General features: G+C 43.8%; 18 protein-coding genes. 9 read left to right on the forward strand and 9 right to left on the reverse strand.

Features of this window, described 5'->3' with window-relative positions:
* Nucleotides 1-2: 2 nt before the first annotated feature.
* Together ompV and MZ182_RS03890 are read right to left on the reverse strand one after the other, a co-directional pair.
* On the reverse strand, nt 3-776 hold the full coding sequence (ompV, locus tag MZ182_RS03885; RefSeq protein ID WP_248066300.1) for an outer membrane protein OmpV: 774 nt from the start codon (nt 774-776) through the stop codon (nt 3-5).
* Nucleotides 777-1009: 233 nt separating this feature from the next.
* Complete coding sequence (locus MZ182_RS03890) at nt 1010-2050, reverse strand: NADP(H)-dependent aldo-keto reductase (RefSeq protein ID WP_248066303.1); 1041 nt, start codon at nt 2048-2050, stop codon at nt 1010-1012.
* 454 nt (nt 2051-2504) lie between these two features.
* Here MZ182_RS03890 and MZ182_RS03895 point away from each other — a divergent pair, with 454 nt between their 5' ends.
* From MZ182_RS03895 to nqrF, 6 genes are all read left to right on the forward strand, one after another.
* Nucleotides 2505-3875: a Na(+)-translocating NADH-quinone reductase subunit A gene (locus MZ182_RS03895; protein ID WP_115016115.1), complete on the forward strand. Its 1371-nt coding sequence runs from the start codon at nt 2505-2507 to the stop codon at nt 3873-3875.
* Nucleotides 3875-5107 carry an NADH:ubiquinone reductase (Na(+)-transporting) subunit B gene (locus tag MZ182_RS03900; protein WP_248066306.1) on the forward strand — a complete coding sequence of 411 codons (1233 nt, stop codon included), beginning with the start codon at nt 3875-3877 and terminating at the stop codon, nt 5105-5107. The genes MZ182_RS03895 and MZ182_RS03900 overlap by 1 nt, the downstream gene beginning before the upstream one ends.
* Nucleotides 5097-5891: a Na(+)-translocating NADH-quinone reductase subunit C gene (locus MZ182_RS03905; RefSeq protein WP_248066310.1), complete on the forward strand. Its 795-nt coding sequence runs from the start codon at nt 5097-5099 to the stop codon at nt 5889-5891. The genes MZ182_RS03900 and MZ182_RS03905 overlap by 11 nt, the downstream gene beginning before the upstream one ends.
* Entirely contained in the window at nt 5888-6508 is a 621-nt protein-coding gene (locus MZ182_RS03910) for an NADH:ubiquinone reductase (Na(+)-transporting) subunit D (protein WP_011790580.1), read from the forward strand. Before MZ182_RS03905 ends, MZ182_RS03910 begins: the two co-directional genes overlap by 4 nt.
* 9 nt (nt 6509-6517) lie before the next feature.
* The gene (gene nqrE, locus MZ182_RS03915; protein WP_011790579.1) at nt 6518-7126 is read left to right on the forward strand and encodes an NADH:ubiquinone reductase (Na(+)-transporting) subunit E; all 609 of its coding nucleotides are present in this window, start codon (nt 6518-6520) and stop codon (nt 7124-7126) included.
* A gap of 77 nt (nt 7127-7203) precedes the next feature.
* Nucleotides 7204-8421: an NADH:ubiquinone reductase (Na(+)-transporting) subunit F gene (nqrF, locus tag MZ182_RS03920; protein WP_014609952.1), complete on the forward strand. Its 1218-nt coding sequence runs from the start codon at nt 7204-7206 to the stop codon at nt 8419-8421.
* A 138-nt stretch (nt 8422-8559) separates the two neighbouring features.
* On the opposite strand, the gene MZ182_RS03925 is transcribed toward nqrF, so the two are convergent.
* Nucleotides 8560-8838 carry an ankyrin repeat domain-containing protein gene (locus tag MZ182_RS03925; protein ID WP_248066313.1) on the reverse strand — a complete coding sequence of 93 codons (279 nt, stop codon included), beginning with the start codon at nt 8836-8838 and terminating at the stop codon, nt 8560-8562.
* Nucleotides 8839-9005: 167 nt separating this feature from the next.
* On the opposite strand from MZ182_RS03925, the gene MZ182_RS03930 reads away from it, so the two are divergent.
* Nucleotides 9006-9323: a hypothetical protein gene (locus MZ182_RS03930; protein ID WP_248066316.1), complete on the forward strand. Its 318-nt coding sequence runs from the start codon at nt 9006-9008 to the stop codon at nt 9321-9323.
* Nucleotides 9324-9473: 150 nt separating this feature from the next.
* Here the strand turns inward: MZ182_RS03930 and MZ182_RS21335 are convergent, their stop codons facing one another.
* Together MZ182_RS21335 and MZ182_RS03940 are read right to left on the reverse strand one after the other, a co-directional pair.
* Complete coding sequence (locus MZ182_RS21335) at nt 9474-10640, reverse strand: methyl-accepting chemotaxis protein (RefSeq protein WP_317246806.1); 1167 nt, start codon at nt 10638-10640, stop codon at nt 9474-9476.
* Between the two features lie 393 nt (nt 10641-11033).
* Entirely contained in the window at nt 11034-11213 is a 180-nt protein-coding gene (locus tag MZ182_RS03940) for a CCGSCS motif protein (RefSeq protein WP_248066318.1), read from the reverse strand.
* 409 nt (nt 11214-11622) lie between these two features.
* Here MZ182_RS03940 and MZ182_RS03945 point away from each other — a divergent pair, with 409 nt between their 5' ends.
* The gene (locus MZ182_RS03945; protein ID WP_248066320.1) at nt 11623-12822 is read left to right on the forward strand and encodes a serine hydrolase domain-containing protein; all 1200 of its coding nucleotides are present in this window, start codon (nt 11623-11625) and stop codon (nt 12820-12822) included.
* A gap of 137 nt (nt 12823-12959) precedes the next feature.
* Here MZ182_RS03945 and MZ182_RS03950 read toward each other — a convergent pair whose 3' ends face one another.
* From MZ182_RS03950 to yjjX, 4 genes are all read right to left on the reverse strand, one after another.
* Complete coding sequence (locus tag MZ182_RS03950) at nt 12960-13379, reverse strand: hypothetical protein (protein WP_049766851.1); 420 nt, start codon at nt 13377-13379, stop codon at nt 12960-12962.
* A 161-nt stretch (nt 13380-13540) separates the two neighbouring features.
* Nucleotides 13541-13687 carry a hypothetical protein gene (locus MZ182_RS03955; protein ID WP_248066322.1) on the reverse strand — a complete coding sequence of 49 codons (147 nt, stop codon included), beginning with the start codon at nt 13685-13687 and terminating at the stop codon, nt 13541-13543.
* A 129-nt stretch (nt 13688-13816) separates the two neighbouring features.
* The gene (locus MZ182_RS03960; RefSeq protein ID WP_248066324.1) at nt 13817-14779 is read right to left on the reverse strand and encodes a bifunctional helix-turn-helix transcriptional regulator/GNAT family N-acetyltransferase; all 963 of its coding nucleotides are present in this window, start codon (nt 14777-14779) and stop codon (nt 13817-13819) included.
* 122 nt (nt 14780-14901) lie between these two features.
* Nucleotides 14902-15456 (reverse strand): inosine/xanthosine triphosphatase, encoded by a 555-nt coding sequence (gene yjjX / locus MZ182_RS03965; RefSeq protein ID WP_011790575.1) that lies wholly within the window; start codon nt 15454-15456, stop codon nt 14902-14904.
* A 258-nt stretch (nt 15457-15714) separates the two neighbouring features.
* Between yjjX and MZ182_RS03970 the strand changes: the two genes are divergently transcribed.
* Complete coding sequence (locus MZ182_RS03970; RefSeq protein ID WP_248066326.1) at nt 15715-18279, forward strand: acylase; 2565 nt, start codon at nt 15715-15717, stop codon at nt 18277-18279.
* Nucleotides 18280-18706: the final 427 nt, after the last annotated feature.

Raw genomic sequence — 18706 nt, forward strand, 5'->3', positions numbered from 1 at the left:
GTTTAGAAGCTATAGGTCACGCCAAGGGTGGTAACCCACTGGTTGTTACTGTCTATTAGCGGAGAGTCGGCCATATTGGCACCTATGTGCGAGTAACCAGTGGTTTGAGTGATATCTAAATGTTTAGTGACTGGGATAACCAAAGCGTAACCTAGCTTATATGCAAAGGTACCGTCGGCTTGATAGGCAGGGCGAAACGCCGTTGCTTCAGATGATGTCACGCCAGTGTAGTAGTTTGCAAAATCTTTACTGAAATAGTGCACACCCGCATAAGGCACCAGATCACCGAAGCCAAGATTGATTGGATGGTAATAGGTGATATCAGCCTGAAAACCATTATAGACACCCGTTACATCGTGTTGGAATTTGGATGATAGCGTGCCATTTCCTAAATGAATGTCGGCGTTTAACCCCAAATCACCACTGAATTTGCGATCCTTCATGCCCGTTAAAATATCGGCATCATCGGCATCAAAGCCGGGATTCGCGACCATAAAAACGCTGAAATTGACGGTACTATCGTTATTGCCTAAAAAACGGTAGTTGATGCCGGACAGATCGGCGTTAAAGTCTTCACCGTGGTAGCCGCCATTGAGGTAGGCACCAGTTTGGTGATCTTGACCCTTATAGAACTTACTGCCTGTTGCAACTCCTGCACCCGCAAAAAACTGATCCTGATGGCTATAAATATTACCGTTGCGTATGTAGGTATTGCCTTCAGCAAGGGCATGGCTTGACATCAAAATGGTTGTGATTACAAAGCAAAGTTTTTTCATTTTTAGATCCTTATGACATCTGTCTAGTGACTGTGGCGACACTATATTTCAGATATGAATAGGACTCTGTATCCGAATGTAACCTAGGTAAGGTTATCAATGGCACTTTGCTAAACAGAGGAATAGTGTGCAGGAAAGTAATGTTAGGGAATGCAAGAACATTAATGTCAATCAGTAGCATCAGGTACATTTTCCTGATGCTACTCCTCTAGCACTCCGCTCACTTTATCTGACTAAGGGCAGGGTAATCTAAATTGATCGGACAGTTGGTTTAATCGTACTAATAGCTCTGGCGATAAGGTGACTTTTAAACTGTCGATGTTTTCTTTCAGTTGATATAAGTCGGTGGCGCCTATGATATTGGAGCCGACAAACTTACGTGAGTTAACAAAAACTAACGCCATTTGTGCGGGCGTGAGTTTGAACTCGCGGGCCAAATCGACATAGGCTTTTGTAGCCTCCAGAGCCATTTGCGAACCTGTATAGCGGGCGAAACGCTTAAACAAGGTCAGGCGCGCGCCTTCAGGCCATTGGTCGTTGCAATATTTTCCCGTCAAGGCGCCAAAGGCCAGTGGCGAATAGGCCAGTAATGGCAAGTTTTCGCGGTGACTGATTTCGCTCATGCCGACTTCGAAACTGCGATTAAGCAAGTTATAGGGATTTTGCACACTCACAATACGCGGCAAGCCATGTTTTTCGGCGAGTTGCAGGTATTTCATCAAGCCCCAAGGCGTTTCGTTCGACACCCCGATATAGCGCACTTTACCTTGGCGGATCACTTCGGCTAGCGCTTCTAGGGTCTCGAGGATCGGCGTTTGATGCTCATGCTCTTGTTGATTGTAAAACAGTTCACCAAAGAAATTGGTATTACGGTCAGGCCAATGGATTTGATAAAGGTCGATAGTGTCTATTTGGAGGCGTGCTAAAGACGCATCGACCGCTTGGTGGATGTTGTTCCAGTCCAGCGCCATATTTTTGCGAATGTAATCACTTTTACCCCCCGGTGCGGCAATTTTAGTGGCGATCACTAAGTCGTCTCGGTTACCGCGGGCCTTAATATATTGCCCTAGGATACGCTCGGTTTCCCCTTGGGTCTCCGGCTTAGGTGGTACGGGATACATTTCCGCCGTATCGATAAAGTTGATGCCATTGCCTATGGCGTAGTCCAGCTGTGCAAACGCTTCGGCTTGGGTATTTTGTTCGCCCCAAGTCATAGTGCCCAAACAAATTTTACTGACCTCAAGATTAGAATGCGGTATGCGTCTGTATTCCATCTATTTCTCCTACGGAAACTCTCTTAGTTTGAGGCTACCAAGCTTTTGCTGTAAAGCAAAGGTTAAACCATAGGTTGGAATGTTAGTGCGCTAAAAATAGCCAACAAGCAGAGCCGTGTTTACCTAGGTTAATGCATACCATTGGTTGAAGTTTGTTCTTTGAGTGTCAGTTTTCGTCCTTTTGTCATTAAATTGTGCTGAAATCTCAATTTTTGCTTATTTATGAGAATCTTAGTGATGACTAAAACAGCAATACTGTATTTATGTACGAGTTGTTATAAAACTACATTTCAGGGCTTGCATTGGGGCTGGATGTGAATCTGTGTCACGCAATCATGTAAATTTACGTATCTAACTTACGAATTTGCCGAGGAATGTGACGCCAATATCGGATTCTTTGTTAACAAACCTGTACCCTAAAGTATCTAAAAATTTTTTATGGTTGATATTTGTGATGGCAGATTTTTCAAACCAAATAATAACGATCAAAAAAGGCCTCGACTTGCCGATAGCGGGCGAGCCTAGGCAGATCATCGAATCCGGTAATAAGCCATCCCAAGTGGCCATACTGGGCGAGGAATATGTTGGCTTAAAACCGACTATGTTGGTTGAGGTCGGCGATAAGGTCAAAAAGGGCCAACCTTTGTTTGAAGATAAAAAAACAAAGGGAGTCTTATTTACCGCCCCCGCCAGTGGTGAAATTGTCGCGATTAATCGCGGGGATCGCCGAGTGCTGCAATCCGTAGTGATTGGTTGCGATGGATTAGATGCAAATGAGCAGATCCGTTTTGATATTCTCCCTGATGTGATCTCGTTATCGCGCCAAGTCGTTCAAGATCAACTCGTGAGCAGTGGTCTATGGACAGCGCTTCGCACACGTCCTTTTTCAAGAGTGCCAGCCTTAGATAGCCAGCCTGCAGGTATATTTGTCACCGCAATAGATACTAATCCACTTGCCGCCGATCCCCGTTTGATTATTGCAGAACAGCTTGAAGCCTTTAAAACGGGCTTACAGGTGTTGACTCGCTTAACCGAAGGCAAGGTTTATCTATGTCAGGATAAGGGTGATGCCATTGCCTGTGATGTTTCACCCAATCTTGAAATTCGCCGTTTTACAGGTGTGCATCCAGCGGGGCTAGCGGGTACCCATATCCACTTCACTTTACCTGTGAGCTTAGAGCGTCAGGTATGGCATATCGGCTATCAGGATGTGATTGCCTACGGCAAGTTATTCCAAACCGGTGAGTTGTATACCGACCGCATCATCGCCTTAGGTGGCCCAAGCGTACTGAATCCACGTTTACTGCGGACTCAGCTTGGTGCCGAGTTAAGCGTGCTTGTAGCTGATGAGATTAAACCCGGTAATAACCGTGTGGTATCTGGCTCTGTGTTATCTGGCCATACTGCTGCGGGTGTACATGACTTTTTAGGCCGATTCCATAACCAAGTGTCAGTATTGGCAGAAGATGCACAGCATCAAGTGCTCCCTTGGGTTCGTGGTGGTTCGGATAAATTCTCTATCACTCGGGCTGTCACCTCTCGATTATTTGGTGCTTCTAAACGGTTTGAGTTTACGACCCATCAAGGTGGCTCACAGCGTGCGATGATGGCCTTTGGTCAATTAGATCGCGTGATGCCGCTGGATATTTTGCCTACTTTACTGGTTCGCGACTTAGTGGTGCGTGATACCGATGAGGCGCAGGCATTAGGTGCATTAGAGTTAGATGAAGAAGATTTGGCGTTATGTACCTTTGTATGTCCCGGCAAATATGACTTTGGTAAAGAATTGCGTGCCTGTCTAGATGTTATTGAGAGGGAAGGTTAATGACCAAGCAAGTTAAAAAACCTGATTTACAGGACGCCCCAGATTTACAACAAGAGTACTACGCAACGGGTAAGTCGATGAAAGGCTTTTTGCGCTCATTGGTTATTGCCAGTGGTCGCAGCACTAAGGGGCAAGTACATGTACGTGACGCAATTGACGTAAAACGTACTATGACCTTAGTCGGCCTTTGTTTACTACCTGCCATTTTATTTGGTTTATATAACGTAGGCTTACAGGCTCAGATTGCGCTCTCTACAGGATTAACCACACCTGATACTTGGAAGCTTATTATCTTTAATAGCCTTTCAGGAGGGTTAAGCGAGCAAACTGGGGTGGTGGGCTTATTTCTCTATGGCCTAAGTTTCTATTTACCCATCTATCTCACCGCATTGCTAACCAGTTTATTTTGGGAAGTAGTGTTTGCGCGGGTTCGTGGTCAAGAATTACACGAAGGCTTCTTCGTGACAGCGCTATTGTTTACCTTAATCTTACCCGTATCAACACCACTATGGCTGGTGGCCATGGGGATTTGCTTCGGTGTTGTTGTGGCTAAGGAGCTATTTGGTGGTATGGGATATAACTTCCTAAACCCTGCACTGGCGGGCCTTGCCTTTATTTACTTTGCCTATCCATCTGAAGTGTCTACCGTAAAACAGTTAGTGGCCGTTGATGGTTTTGCCGGCGCAACGGCGCTGGCGCAAACCGCAGCGGGCAAACTGAGTTTTGCCGATTACTCTTGGTTTAGCGCCTTTAGCGATCCTAACTGGTGGAACAACTTTTTTGGCTTTACCGTGGGTGCCATTGGTGAAACCAGCACCTTAGCGATTTTAATCGGTGGGGCATTTCTGCTGATCAGCCGTTTAGCCGATTGGCGTATTGTTGCTGGTGTAATGCTTGGCATGATAGCCACCGCAAGCCTGTGTAATTTGATTAGTTCTAACAGCAACCAAATGATGGCAATGCCATGGACTTGGCATCTTGTGACGGGTGGTTTTGCGTTGGCGATGATGTTTATGGCGACTGACCCCGTAACGACTTCTTACACTCGTCCAGGCAAATATATTTACGGTGCCTTGATTGGGTTTATGACTGTGCTTATCCGTGTCGCTAACCCCAAAATGGCAGAGGGCGTGATGTTAGCGATTCTGTTTGCCAACCTTTGGGCGCCGTTGTTCGATTATCTGGTGGCCCGCGCCAACATCAAACGGAGATTAAAACGTCATGGTATTTAAGAAAGATACAGTGGTGGGGACCATGATCTTCACCATCACGCTCTGCCTTTTGTGTTCCTTTATGATCACCGGCACCGCAGGCATATTGAAAGAGCGCAAATTAGCGAAAAAACGTGACGAAGTGCAGCGTTATGTGTTGATGGCTGCCGATGTTAACTTAGGCCAAGGTAATGAGTTTAGAGAGATTTTTGCTAAATCGGTTAAACCGTTATTGATCAATCTAGACACAGGTAAGGTGGATTCTGACGCTAACGTGCTTGATTTTGACGAGCGTATGGCCGCCATCAATCCTGAGACCTCAAGTACGCCGAAAAAAGATATCGCCAAGATTAAAACCCGCGCGAACGATGCCCGAGTATTTAAAGTGTTCGATGACAGCGGCAAATTATCGAGTGTGGTCGTGCCATTCTACGGCAAAGGACTTTGGTCGATGATTTACGGTTATGTGGCGGTTGAACCCGACTTCAACACCATTAAAGGACTAGTGGTGTACGAGCACGGTGAAACGCCTGGTATCGGTGATTTTTTGACAGATCCTAGTTGGTCATCGCAGTGGAAGGGTAAGCAATTATTTGATGGCAAAGGCAAATTTTCGATACGCCTCGTTAAAGGTGGTGCCAAAGAAGGCGATGTTCACGGCGTGGATGCGGTGAGTGGCGCGACCATGACTGGCCGTGGTGTACAGCGCGCAATGGAGTTTTGGTTTGGGGTTGAGGGTTTTCAAACCTTCTTCAACCAGTTAAAGACGTCGGCGGTGCAAGGTGAGTTGGGAGGTGCCAAATGAGCAACACTTTATCCATGCGTGACATGTTAACGGGGCCAGTGTTTGCCAATAACCCTGTTGCTATGCAAGTGCTTGGCGTATGTTCAGCCTTAGCCGTCAGTAACTCAATGCAAACGGCCCTAGTGATGACACTGGCGGTGACCTTTGTATTGGTGTTCTCTAACCTGATTATTTCGACCATCCGTAGTTTTATTCCCAACAGTGTGCGCATTATCGCCCAGATGACGGTTATTGCTTCTTTAGTGATTATTGTTGATATGGTTTTGCAAGATATAGCCTATGAATTATCTAAACAACTATCTGTATTTGTTGGGTTAATCATTACTAACTGCATCATTATGGGCCGTGCAGAAGCCTTTGCGATGAAGTATCCACCGCACTTGGCGATTGTCGACGCTTTAGGTAATGCAATGGGTTATGGCTTGGTTTTATTAAGTGTCGCTTTTGTACGTGAACTCTTTGGCACGGGTAATTTATTTGGTCATAGCGTGTTTACCACCATCGAAAACGGCGGTTGGTATTTGCCGAACGAAATGTTTAAGTTACCACCGAGCGCCTTCTTCCTGATCGGTGCGCTGATCTGGACTATTAATGTGATTCAGCGGAAACGGGGTTAAGGAGCAGATATGGAACACTATATTAATCTATTTTTGCAGGCCGCTTTTATTGACAACATGGCGCTGTCGTTCTTTTTGGGCATGTGTACTTTCTTGGCAGTTTCTAAAAAGGTGTCTACTGCTTTTGGTTTAGGCGTTGCAGTGATTGTGGTGATGACCTTGGCCGTCCCGTTAAATCAACTTATTTATGTCAAAGTGCTAGCACCCGGCGCACTGTCTTGGGCGGGGCTCGCGACGATTGATTTAAGCTATCTGCAATTAATCACGTTTATCGGTGTGATCGCCGCTTTAGTGCAAATCTTAGAAATGTTTTTGGATAAGTACATTCCTAGCCTGTATGACTCGCTCGGGATCTTCTTGCCACTTCTCACCGTAAACTGTGCGATTTTTGCAGGGGTGATTTTTATGGCAAACCGTGATTACAACTTTACCGAATCGGCCGTATTTGCCATGGGCTCAGGCCTTGGTTGGGCGCTGGCGATTGTGATGCTAGCGGGGCTGCGTGAAAGAATGAAATTTCATGCAATCCCTGAAGGGTTACAAGGCATTGGCATCACCTTTATTACGACAGGCTTGATGGCACTTGGGTTTATGTCTTTCTCAGGGATCTCGCTTTAAAGATACTGTAGGCGAGCCATTAGCTGAGAAAGTGAAACCACATTCTTTTTAGAAAAGAGCTAGAAAAGGGTTATACGATGGAAATGGCAATTGGCATAGGCATGTTCACGCTAGTGGTCTGTTTGTTGGTGATAGTGATCCTTATCGCCAAAAAGAAATTAGTCACAAGTGGTGAAGTGACAATCGGCATCAATGATGATGCCGAAAGAAGCATTAAGGTTGCAGCAGGCGACAAGCTACTGGGCGCCTTAGCGAGTCAAAGTATTTTTATTCCGTCAGCCTGTGGCGGCGGTGGAACTTGTGGTCAGTGCCGAGTGAAAATCAAATCCGGCGGTGGTGATATCTTACCGACTGAGATGGGGCACATTACCAAAAAAGAGGCTAAAGAAGGTTGTCGTCTTGCCTGCCAAGTCGCGGTGAAAACTGATATGGAGCTTGAGCTTGACGAAGAAATCTTTGGGGTGAAAAAGTGGCAGTGTGAAGTGATTTCTAACGATAACAAAGCCACATTTATCAAAGAATTGCTGCTTAAATTGCCCGAAGGTGAAGATGTTCACTTTAAAGCGGGAGGGTATATTCAGATTGAAGCGCCTGCCCATGTGGTGAAATACGCCGACTTTGATATTCCTGAAAAATACCGCGGTGATTGGGATAAATACGGTTTGTTTGACATCGTTTCTACCGTGAATGAGGATGTGTTGCGTGCCTACTCTATGGCCAACTATCCCGATGAAAAGGGCCGCATTATGTTGAACGTGCGGATTGCGACGCCGCCATCGGCCAATGTACCAGCGGGTAAGATGTCATCTTATATCTTTAATCTTAAAGCCGGCGATAAAGTGACGATTTCAGGCCCATTTGGTGAGTTCTTTGTGAAAGAAACCGATGCGGAAATGGTATTTATCGGCGGCGGTGCGGGCATGGCGCCGATGCGCTCACATATTTTCGATCAACTTAAAAGCAAGAAAACCAAACGTAAAATGAGCTTCTGGTACGGCGCACGCTCAACCCGTGAAGTGTTTTACCAAGCAGATTTTGATGCTTTAGCGGCCGAGAATGACAACTTCGTTTGGCATGTGGCGCTATCTGAGCCATTGCCCGAGGATAATTGGACGGGTTATACCGGCTTTATCCATAATGTGATTTATGAGAATTATCTTAAAAATCATAAGGCACCAGAAGACTGCGAGTACTACATGTGTGGGCCTCCAATCATGAACTCTTCAGTGATTAAGATGCTCGAAAGCCTAGGGGTTGAGCCTGAAAATATCCTGCTCGATGATTTTGGTGATTAGGGTGTAAGTGAACAAAAAAATCGCGTTAGGCCTAGCTAGTACAGCTGAGTCCAACGCGATTTTTGTTTATAGGGCTTTTAGTTTCTGGCTTTGATATCTAGCTAAATGATGATTTACCGCCATGGCGGCTTAAATAGCTCACCATACGCTGACTCTCGGCGGTATAGCTCCCCATGCGAAACTCGCCCGCCAGTAGGCTATATCGAGCGGATGATACCCCAGCGCATTTGGATGATTCACATCGGCACCCGCATCCACTAATAGTTTGAGCAGTTCAAAAGACTGTAGCTCACAGGCATGCAACAGTGCCGTCATGCCATTCTCGTCAACGCCTTCAAGATCAGCGCTATTGGCAATAATACGCTTTACTGCAAGTGTATCTTTGGCTTTAACCGCATCGATAAGTTCAGTGCTCATTTGATAGCTATTTAACCTCATTCAAAGGATTTAATTTAAGTGGGTTTAGCCTAGGTTTCTTTAACTTATGGGCGAAATTCCGTAAGCTGAGTAGCTTATACCTAAATGCTTGTGTCTACAGGTATAACTTATCATGGATGTCATAGTTTGTAGGATAGGAGGTTTGTTTGAAAAAGTTAGCTGTAGTATCACTTATCTGTTTCTCCCTCAACGCATGCTCTTCACTCAATGAAGTTAACTTGGCCCCTCAATCGGTATCCAACTATATAGGTGAAAAGGTCAAAGTCACCACAATATCTGGCGAACAAATGGAATTTAAAGTCGAAAGCGCAACGGAACAGCAGATCGAGGGGGAGGGACAGCTTATCAAAATTGAAGATATACAGACGTTGGAAGTTGAGGAGTTTAGTCCGCTAAAATCGATATCACTTTCTGCAGGCTTATATATGTTAGGGGCGGTAATTATTGCTGTTGCCGTTTTATAATGATTGACCTATTGTGAGATATTTTTGCTTTTAAAAACAATCAAACGAAGTTTGATAAACACGAAAAAATCGAACCGGCGTAACTTTTATGCTAAAGATTACACCGATTTAGCCAGAGCAGGGTGGAGGCAAAAAAAGTGCATTATGTTGCTATTTGGTTTTAAACATCCCTAATTGGTGAACAATTTTTTCAGTAACTTGAGTTAAGCTATGGCCCTGCTGCTCTAATTCGATGCAATCATTTGAGTTGGAGCTTGAGAGGTGTTTTAATACCTCGATTTCCTTACTGACATCACCAACTAACCTATTAACATAGAGTATATCTAAATTATTATTTGTTCTATCTTGCCCAATCAAAGTTAAAATTTCACTGATGTTTTTACATGCAATATCTAATTCCGATTGGCTGGTTGTTGTGTAATCCGATAATAGAACAATCGCAGATGTTTGTGATTTCATTTGATTACCAGCATCAAGAACCGCTTTAGATATTCCTGATATGATTTGATTAATTTCATCTAAACTGCTTTGGGTTGATTTGGCTAGGTTTCTAACTTCATCGGCAACAACGGCAAAGCCTCGTCCATGCTCTCCTGCTCTAGCTGCTTCAATGGCAGCATTTAAAGCTAATAGATTGGTTTGATCGGCTAGGTTGTTGATAACCGATACCACTCCCTCAATGGCTTTTGTTTGTTGAGAAAGTTGATGAAATTTTGCCTGAAGCTCATCATTACTTGCAATAAATGAGCTTAAATCTTTAACCATAGCCCCCATAGATTCATTTGATCGAACAAGCCCTATTTGCGTGTTTTCTACTTGCTCGCGTGTTTTTTCCGCTTTAGCTTGTAGTGCTAGAGAGGTTTGGTCTAAGGCTTCTATTTGTGAGGTGAGAATACTGACCCGATTATCTTGCTCTTTGATACGTGACGAAATATTTTGTGCTTTTACTTTTAGAAGATCTGATATTTCATCAGAAGCTACGGCCTGTTGCTGAATATCGATGAGTGCAATTTTTACATTCTCTCTAAATGTATTGACAACACTAAGCACTTTTTCCATTTCACTGTTATATAGGCTATTGATGGTGCATGGAATTGACAGATCTTTTCTTTCAAAGTTTTTCATGTATTCGGTAACTTTCTTTAAGGAATCAACTCCCCAGACTTTTTCATCAATATCATGAACAATCAAAAACATTGTAATAATGTACTGAATTATCTGTGAAAATAATAGTTCAGTGAAGAAAGTTGCATTCATAAAAAGTACAATAGCACCTAACCAGTGGATAAACCTCATGCGAATAAATAGTGAACGCATATTTTCCTCTATGTTTCCTAGTGTCTGTTTTAAGACTTTGATTTTGAAAGTTTGAATGCACTGTAAAACTTAGCTGGTAAATAATATAGTTTAGGCGTGATTTCAAATATTCATGGCATATTAAATCGAGTGTTTTCTAGCCCTATGTGTTAGTAAACCAATCATAAGTATTTGAGGAGTGATATCGACTGAGCAAAACTTGACTCTTACATGTCGATATCAACCATAAAGAACAATAAAATAGCCTAGATGGGATAGAAGTGAGATAAGCATTGTCAGCTTATTTCCATTGTCCAAATAAAAAAACGCCACCAATGAGCATTTTTTTATCAATGCGTTAGCTATATCTATGCTATGCATGTGAGTCGATATTAAAATTCCAGGGTAAGTGGTTTATGAACATGAACCACAACAAAAACCAGGGGATTTAGGTTTTTCTGCTGTATTCGTCTGTTCAGGTTGCTCTGTGGTTGTGATATCCGCCGCAGTGCTATCATCCGTGCTCGGCACAAATTGGGCTACATTTTTGGTTTTATCGTCAGTTTTAGTGAACTTAGTAAATAATGAACTCATCAGAACTACCTCTATTTAATCTATTAAGGACTAGTAATTATCAAACATGCTTATATTGTGCATGTTATGGTTGTTGACTGTTTTAGTCAACTATTTATCATTGCTTAATGCCTAAATCGTCTTAGGTTGCTTTTAGAAAGAGCCAACAGGCATAACTGTTATGCCCTAATTATTTACCCATATCACCAGAGCTCAAGGGGCACACAATCCCCCTCGGAGTTGCCGCTGGGCAAATAGCGTTGTTGATTTGGTAAAGAGTGTGTGAGTCTCGGCATCTAATCCACTCACTTTAAAGACTAAATTCTGACTTTTATTCCCAATCTCAAAGCAGCATCACTTAACATTCCACTGTGATAAGCTGGCCGCTTTCTAATAAGGTAGTATCTACTCATTAAGTTAAGGATAACCTATGCGTTTAAGTGTAATCAGTACTCTGTTGACTGGTTTGTTATTATTCCCAAGTGCCAATAGTATTGCCGCATTACTAGAGACTGGGGCTGAAAAAGCGCAGAGCGTGCAAGGTAATAAGTCGATTGCCGTTGAAAGCCAAACGGCGTCCTCTGTCTCAAAGGCGGCAGAGATTAAGACCTTAATCCAAGCCGCGATAGAGGATTCGCCGCAGCCATTTAGTGGCAGTGTTATCCTGCTCGAGCAGGGTAAGCCGCAGCTTGAATTACAAAAGGGCGAAGGTATCAGCAAAGATTCACGCTTTGTGATGGCATCGTTCTCTAAGCAGATTACCGCAACCTTGGTATTGCAGGCGGTCGATGCGGGGAAAATCGACTTAAATCTATCGCTTAATCATTACCTTTTTGGTGATGCGAAGGGAGATAACAAGGCATTAAAAGGCACTGTGGCGGGCACAAATTCAAGTGCGGATGCACTTAATCCCAGTCGTTATGACGAGCGGATTACGTTGCACCAATTGCTGACCCATACATCGGGTGTCGATAAACTGGGTAAGGCCAATCGCTTTGAGCCAGGTAGCCAATTTGAATACTCCAACTTTGGTTATTCACTTTTAGGGCAAGTGCTTGAGAAGGTCAATCAACAATCCTTTGCCGAGCAAGTGGCGCAGTTTGCAACGCGATACCAGCTTAATGGCTTGAGTGCTGAGCTTGGCAGTATTGCGGCGATTCACGCCAAAGTGCCTTCACTCGCCGTTGGTTTACAGGAAAGCGAGGTGATTACCCCCTCTGATTTAGTGCTTGAAGAAGCTTTGTTGCCTGCAGGGGGATTAATTGCTTCTGTGCCAGCTTATGCCGCCTTTCAGTATCAATTACATTCTGGCAAGTTGCTGAGCGCAAAGAGTTATCAACGTATGACAACGGCACATACCGAGATCCAATTCTTATGGCCGAATATGCGCTATGGCTATGGGGTGAGGATCAATAAGGACGATGGCCTCGTCGAATACAGTCATACGGGCTATTTATTTGGCTATATGTCGATGACACTGCATTATCCTGAATTTAATTTGGATCTGGTGATGCTGGAAAATCTATCGCTAAATCTTAATGATCGCGCTCGAGTATTTGAACTGCATAATCAGATACGTCAAATCATCCGTAGCCAGTTACTGCTTGTTAAAACATCACTTGCACAGTGATTTGAGTAAACTGACTACTGACATAAGTGCCCTTATGCTGATATTAAGCACGGTACTTAAAAGATTACTAAGATACAGTTTCTGCGGGTGATAGTGGCTACTATCTCCCGAGTTAAGGGAATAAATATAGTCTTTTACTACTTAATGTCGCCATATTTAATTGAATCACGACTATCTGTTTCATATATCATTTCATATTCATAGTTCAATGAGTCTAACAAACTAATTATATAATCTTCGGATTTAACTTTTTCGTATCCAGGAAAATCTTGGTGGAAAATGATACTTAATAACCAGCTGCATTCTGGTTTTGATGGTGCGAAAATATTTTCATCAAGATCTACATTGGGAAATAATTTAATGAATGTGCCTGTCTCTTTATTTAGATTCCAATGGTAATGTTTTATCCTGAATGGTAAAAAACTCTCAAGCATAGTAGGGTTCTTAGCTGTAGATGTTTTTCTATCTATTAATGCTAAAAATTCTTTGAGTTTATTATGAATTGTTTTTTCATCTTTACTTGTTGATTTTATGCCAAATAGCACTTGATGTTTCATATGGTTGTATCTCCTCATTGAATAGATTTTATCGGCTCTGGCGTCTTTTAAAGAGCCACTTTTCTTTAGTTAAGGGGAGGCTTGTTAGCTAACAGAGTATTTAAACTCTATTTTAATGATTAACGTCCCTAACAAAGAGACGTTAATCTGTGACTTACCAGTTACCAAAAGCGCTTTATTAGCGCAGTCTCGATCTCAATATAAGCCCTAAAGTACTGCAAAATCGTCCAAGCAGCATCGACTAATACTTCGGTTAGCGCGGGGTAATCATCCTCGATAATCCCCGTTAATGTTTTCGGCGGTTTCATTGATATATTCCTAAATAGCGTCCTCAAATTCGGCCTTTGTCGCTTGATTGCGGAAAAAGCTAAAGTGGTCGCGCTTTTCAATTAATTGAGCATTCAGGGAACAGACCATCCTTGGCCTGCTAGATGGCATTATTCTGACTGTAATGGTAATAACATCGGCATTTCACAGGCATCGTGGCCTGTGTTACCCAACGGAGCCGATAAATGCATAAAGCCAAGTTTTTCGTAGAGTTTTACCGCTTCCTTTAAGCTGGCGGTGGTTTCTAAATAGCAGCTTTGATAACCCGTTTCGCGGGCAAAATCGAGCGCCATAAGCGCCATACGCTTAGCTAAGCCTTTTCCGCGAATTTCGGGCATAAAGTACATTTTTTGCAGTTCACAAATGCTGGCATTATTGGCTAATGGGGCAATGCCAACACCACCTACAACGCGGCCATTTTGCTCTACCACCCAATAATTGGCGCCCGTTTGTGAGTAGATTTCACTTAAACAATCTAAGGTGGGATCAGCCACGCTATACCCTTTATCTGCGGTTAAGCCGTATTCTGCCGAAACATTGCGGATCACGTGTGCAATCGCTGCATCATCTTGTGCCGTGGCTTGGCGGATAAGGCAATCACTTTGCTGTTTGGCGTGACATATCGCTTGATTATATAGCATAAGGGCTTGTTCTATTTGTTGGGTTTGTGCCGGAGTTAGTTGGGCTAAGATCTCTTGAAATAATTGATTTTGCTGAGTATCAAGTTTAAAGAGTAACTTTTTCCCCGCGGGTGTGAGTTGTACTACTAAGCAACGGTTATCACGTGGATGAATTTGGCTCTGGGCAAGATTTTTATCAACTAAGTGTTTAATTGCTCGACTCGCATTGGATTTATCTATGCTGAGTTTGCTGGCGAGATCCTTAATCGTTTGCGGTTGGTTGCCTATTTCAAGTAAGGCATGGGCTTGGACAGGGGAGAGGGGCAAGTCACCACAGGCCGCATTGAGCATGCCTAAATGTCGCACCATATAACGAGATAAATGCCTAAGCTGGCTGGATGAGCCGCAAGGTACTAGTCGCAATTGCGTGGATTCGTGTTGTAGATTCGCCATAGTAAAACCACAGTTTGAGTCATAGGAGTGACATAAAGTCAGACTATGTCAGTTCATTTTGGTTGTAAGTCACAACCAATTTAGTGAGGCTTACCGTTTATTGCAATATATCAATAAGAATTTTATACATAGATGGCGGGGTTTAAGAACTGTGCCATTGCAAGAATAATGGCCTGCGTATAATTGCTTTCACGGGTAGCATGACCGTGGGTGAGTAAACCTATGGCGCCACCTTTTTGCTTGATATTGACTGTATTAAACAACCTATCCATCACCACGCCGAGTTCTTCACCGGCTTCTAATGCTCGATAAACCTGCATTGGCAGAGGCAGAATGGCACTGCGACCAATGGCAAGCTGATCTTGATGACCAATGACAATATAGGCGAATGTGGCTGGGCCAAACTCAAAGCAATCCACGCCGCCTTCCATTGCAAAATAGTAATCTACTTCAGTCTGTTGTATCTGGCTTTGTTGTTGACAATAGCGTACACGATTAATGGCACCTTGGCGGGTTTCAAGATCCGTCATGGGCTGATCTGCAACACCAGAAGGGGCATCCATACCTTGCGCATCAATTTGAGCATCTGGAAAGAGCGTTGCCATGGCTTTCGCAGCCGCATTGATTTTTACAGGATTTTTCGAACCTATTTTTATCTTGATAATATTTTGTTGCATATAAGTTGCTTGTTTGGGTTTTTGATGTGGACGCTCGTTTGGATCATTGCTTAAATGGATAAAGGTGTTTAAGCCTCGGGTTTTCTATTTTGCCATATTCGCCAGAGAAGCTCAGTAAAAAATGCGGGTGAATGGGGGGCGAAATAGCCGAGTTTAGATATCAGGACGCGACATATGATTATTGCGCCTTCAGCACGTAGACTGAAATATGCAGTAATGCTATGTCCTTGAAGGAATCAACATTAAGAGATAATAATAATGAAATTCAACAAACTCGCCATTGCTATGGGTATAGCCTGCGGCATTATGCTCGCAGGTTGTAACGACAACGAAGATAGTACCGCACCAGTACCAGAAAGCCAGCTTCAAACCTTCGCCCCTAACGGTCTACTTAAAGCCAATATTCGCCGTACGACCTACGGCGTGCCACATATCCAAGCTGATAACTTAGAAAGCCTTGGTTTTGGTAGTGGTTATGCGCAGGCACAGGATAATCTGTGCGTATTAGCCGATGGTTTTATCAAGGCTAACTCGCAGCGTTCTATGTACTTTGGCCCACATGCGTCACTTGATTTTTCGACGGGCTTACCCACGTCAGAAGATAACGGCAACTTAATCTCTGACTTTGCCTATAAAGCGCTAAAAATAAGGGAGCAAGCCGAGGCTAAGTGGCCTAATTTTAGTGAAAACTCGCGGGCGTTGATCCAAGGTTTTACCGCGGGCTATAACCAGTATCTTGTTGATGTTGACGCGGGTAAGCAGACGGCAGAACCTTTTTGTAACGGTCAACCTTGGGTGAAACCCATAGTGCCAGAAGATGTGGTGACGTATCTATTTTCAATTGCTTTATTACCCGGCGCAGCTAACTTTCTTGATTTGATTTTCTACGCCAATCCGGGGGATGCAGAGGAATATATGCCACGTATTGTTGGGCCAGCACCAAGCCAAGATCAAATGGCCTTTGTTGTTGATATGCAGTCTAGGTTACTTGCCCGCGTTGCACGTATTACAACGCCAGAGACGAATCCCCGCGATTTAGGTTCAAACGGGTGGGGTTTAGGTAAAGACAAAACCGAAAATGGTAAAGGAATGGTATTGGGGAATCCGCATTTCCCGCATACGGGTAATCTACGTTTTTGGCAGTCACATATCACTATCCCCGGGCATATCGATATGATGGGCGGTTCGTTAGTCGGTATGCCAGGCCCGATTAATATCGGGTTTAACAAAGATTTAGCTTGGACCCATACCTTCTCTACCGCTGAACATTTTGTGATGTATAACTTAGAGCTAGTCTCGGGTGATCGCATGCAGTATTTGTTTGATGGTAAACCTATGCCCATCAACAAAGAGACAGTCTCGATTCTCGTTAATGCAGGTCCTGCAGGCATGCTAGTGGCTGAGAAGGATATTTATACCACAGCAAAAGGCCCCATGGTTGAAGCGCCGCCCGCATTAGCCCCTTTTGGCTGGAATGATGGCAGTGCCTTTATGATCCAAGATGCCAATATGGGCACAATGGATCCCGTTGATCATTGGCTTGCGATGAACCGTGCGACGAATAAGCAAGAATTCCAACAGGCCTTTAAAGATTACGATGGGGTCATTTTCAACAACACTATGTACGCCGATAAAGAAGGAAATGCCTTCTATATTGATGACTCAACAGTCCCGGGATTATCTGAATCGGCCGTAGTGTTACTTAAAACCTCGCCCGATATTAAAGCGGCCAAGGCGCAGGCCGGATTTACGATTTTACCCGGCAATACTTCGCTGTTTAGTTTTGATGGTCCAACGCCCTATGAGCGTGCACCAAAGCTCGAGCGCAGCGACTTTGTGCAAAACTCCAATGACTCATTTTGGTCAACTAACCTGAATGAGCCATTGACTTACTTTTCACCTATGTATGGCGCAGAGGCTGGACAGTTGTCGTTACGCACTCGTATGGGGCTTCGTTTAATGCAGGACGCTGCGGGGGCTGACGGTAAGTTTAGCTTGGAAGAGCTTGAGGCGGCGGTGTTGTCTAATCGCAGTTATTTAGCTGAGTTAGTGCTGCCAGACTTAATTGCGCAATGTGATGCTCAAGGCAGTACGCCAGTTGTGGTATCAGCAAGTCTATCTAAAGATATTACGTCTGCTTGCGCGGCATTAAAGGCGTGGAACGGTAAGCAAGATAACGACAGTAAAGGTGGTGCTTTGCTGCGTGAGTTTGCCCATTTATTTAATCAAACAACGATGCTGACGAAGGGATTTGATCCCGCTAATGCAGCGACCACGCCAAACACTTTAGCGACCGACGGCAGTGCTTTAGTTGCATTAGCTCGCGCATCACTTAACTTAGAGGCGGCAGGTTTTACGCTCGATGCACAACTAGGTGATGTTCAGTTTGTTGAAAAATCGCTACCCGATGGCAGGCCTAGTGGAGCGCGCTTACCTTGGCCGGGCAGCCATAATGCCGAAGGTGGCTTTAACGTGTTTTCGACCAGTCTGTCTGGCGATGATACTTTGATCCCGCAGCATAAATACGCGCCAGTGATGGATGTGGTGACAGGCAAAGCCTTAGGTTCAGGGTTAACGGCGAAGGGATATCAAATCCGTTATGGTTCGAGTTGGATGATGGCGGTGAGTTTCACTGATGAAGGTCCGGTTGCGCGTGGAATACTGACTTACTCTGAGTCTAGCAATATTTTAACGCCTGAATTTGCTGATCAAAGTGTGTTGTACTCAAGTACAAAAAGTTTCCGTCCTTTGTTATTTAAAGAGGCTGATATCGCGCCTGCTGTAGTATCGACCATGGAATTAACACTGCAAAAACCAAACTGACTGATGTAGTCGTTGCTCAAATGGCTCACCCAATGGCTCACATAATAGGTGAGCCATTTTTATCCCGCGAGCAACGCTATTTTGAAGCATCAACGCATGCAATAAGTTGTTAAAAATTAACAAACAGGAGTGTGATCCTGCTCAGCTTATGCTTGTCATTTGCTGATGATGATCTTGTTTTTGTTATTATTGTGAATATTGATGGGTTTGCTGTTTTTGTCTACAGATCGGGTTTGTCGCAATCTCGGGCTCATGGTGAATGCATTGTGTATTCATGCTGTTAATTTGTGACTTTTTTGGGGCTATTTTGAAAACTAATTACATCATTTAATAGATCCAGATCCCAATATCACGTTAATCTGAAATTCCCTTACTTTTAATGGTGTCAGATCAACTTTTAGAAGGTTTTTTTAGATATCCTTACGGC

It is taken from the genome of Shewanella sp. JNE2 (assembly GCF_023159115.1).
Classification (GTDB): domain Bacteria; phylum Pseudomonadota; class Gammaproteobacteria; order Enterobacterales; family Shewanellaceae; genus Shewanella; species Shewanella putrefaciens.

What these genes read in the sequence shown, in the direction of transcription:
- ompV (WP_248066300.1), bottom strand. Translation starts at nt 776, where the DNA reads ATGAAAAAACTTTGCTTTGTAATCACAACCATTTTGATGTCAAGCCAT.
- MZ182_RS03890 (WP_248066303.1), bottom strand. Translation starts at nt 2,050, where the DNA reads ATGGAATACAGACGCATACCGCATTCTAATCTTGAGGTCAGTAAAATT.
- MZ182_RS03895 (WP_115016115.1), top strand. Translation starts at nt 2,505, where the DNA reads ATGGCAGATTTTTCAAACCAAATAATAACGATCAAAAAAGGCCTCGAC.
- MZ182_RS03900 (WP_248066306.1), top strand. Translation starts at nt 3,875, where the DNA reads ATGACCAAGCAAGTTAAAAAACCTGATTTACAGGACGCCCCAGATTTA.
- MZ182_RS03905 (WP_248066310.1), top strand. Translation starts at nt 5,097, where the DNA reads ATGGTATTTAAGAAAGATACAGTGGTGGGGACCATGATCTTCACCATC.
- MZ182_RS03910 (WP_011790580.1), top strand. Translation starts at nt 5,888, where the DNA reads ATGAGCAACACTTTATCCATGCGTGACATGTTAACGGGGCCAGTGTTT.
- nqrE (WP_011790579.1), top strand. Translation starts at nt 6,518, where the DNA reads ATGGAACACTATATTAATCTATTTTTGCAGGCCGCTTTTATTGACAAC.
- nqrF (WP_014609952.1), top strand. Translation starts at nt 7,204, where the DNA reads ATGGAAATGGCAATTGGCATAGGCATGTTCACGCTAGTGGTCTGTTTG.
- MZ182_RS03925 (WP_248066313.1), bottom strand. Translation starts at nt 8,838, where the DNA reads ATGAGCACTGAACTTATCGATGCGGTTAAAGCCAAAGATACACTTGCA.
- MZ182_RS21335 (WP_317246806.1), bottom strand. Translation starts at nt 10,640, where the DNA reads ATGCGTTCACTATTTATTCGCATGAGGTTTATCCACTGGTTAGGTGCT.
- MZ182_RS03940 (WP_248066318.1), bottom strand. Translation starts at nt 11,213, where the DNA reads ATGAGTTCATTATTTACTAAGTTCACTAAAACTGACGATAAAACCAAA.
- MZ182_RS03945 (WP_248066320.1), top strand. Translation starts at nt 11,623, where the DNA reads ATGCGTTTAAGTGTAATCAGTACTCTGTTGACTGGTTTGTTATTATTC.
- MZ182_RS03950 (WP_049766851.1), bottom strand. Translation starts at nt 13,379, where the DNA reads ATGAAACATCAAGTGCTATTTGGCATAAAATCAACAAGTAAAGATGAA.
- MZ182_RS03955 (WP_248066322.1), bottom strand. Translation starts at nt 13,687, where the DNA reads ATGAAACCGCCGAAAACATTAACGGGGATTATCGAGGATGATTACCCC.
- MZ182_RS03960 (WP_248066324.1), bottom strand. Translation starts at nt 14,779, where the DNA reads ATGGCGAATCTACAACACGAATCCACGCAATTGCGACTAGTACCTTGC.
- yjjX (WP_011790575.1), bottom strand. Translation starts at nt 15,456, where the DNA reads ATGCAACAAAATATTATCAAGATAAAAATAGGTTCGAAAAATCCTGTA.
- MZ182_RS03970 (WP_248066326.1), top strand. Translation starts at nt 15,715, where the DNA reads ATGAAATTCAACAAACTCGCCATTGCTATGGGTATAGCCTGCGGCATT.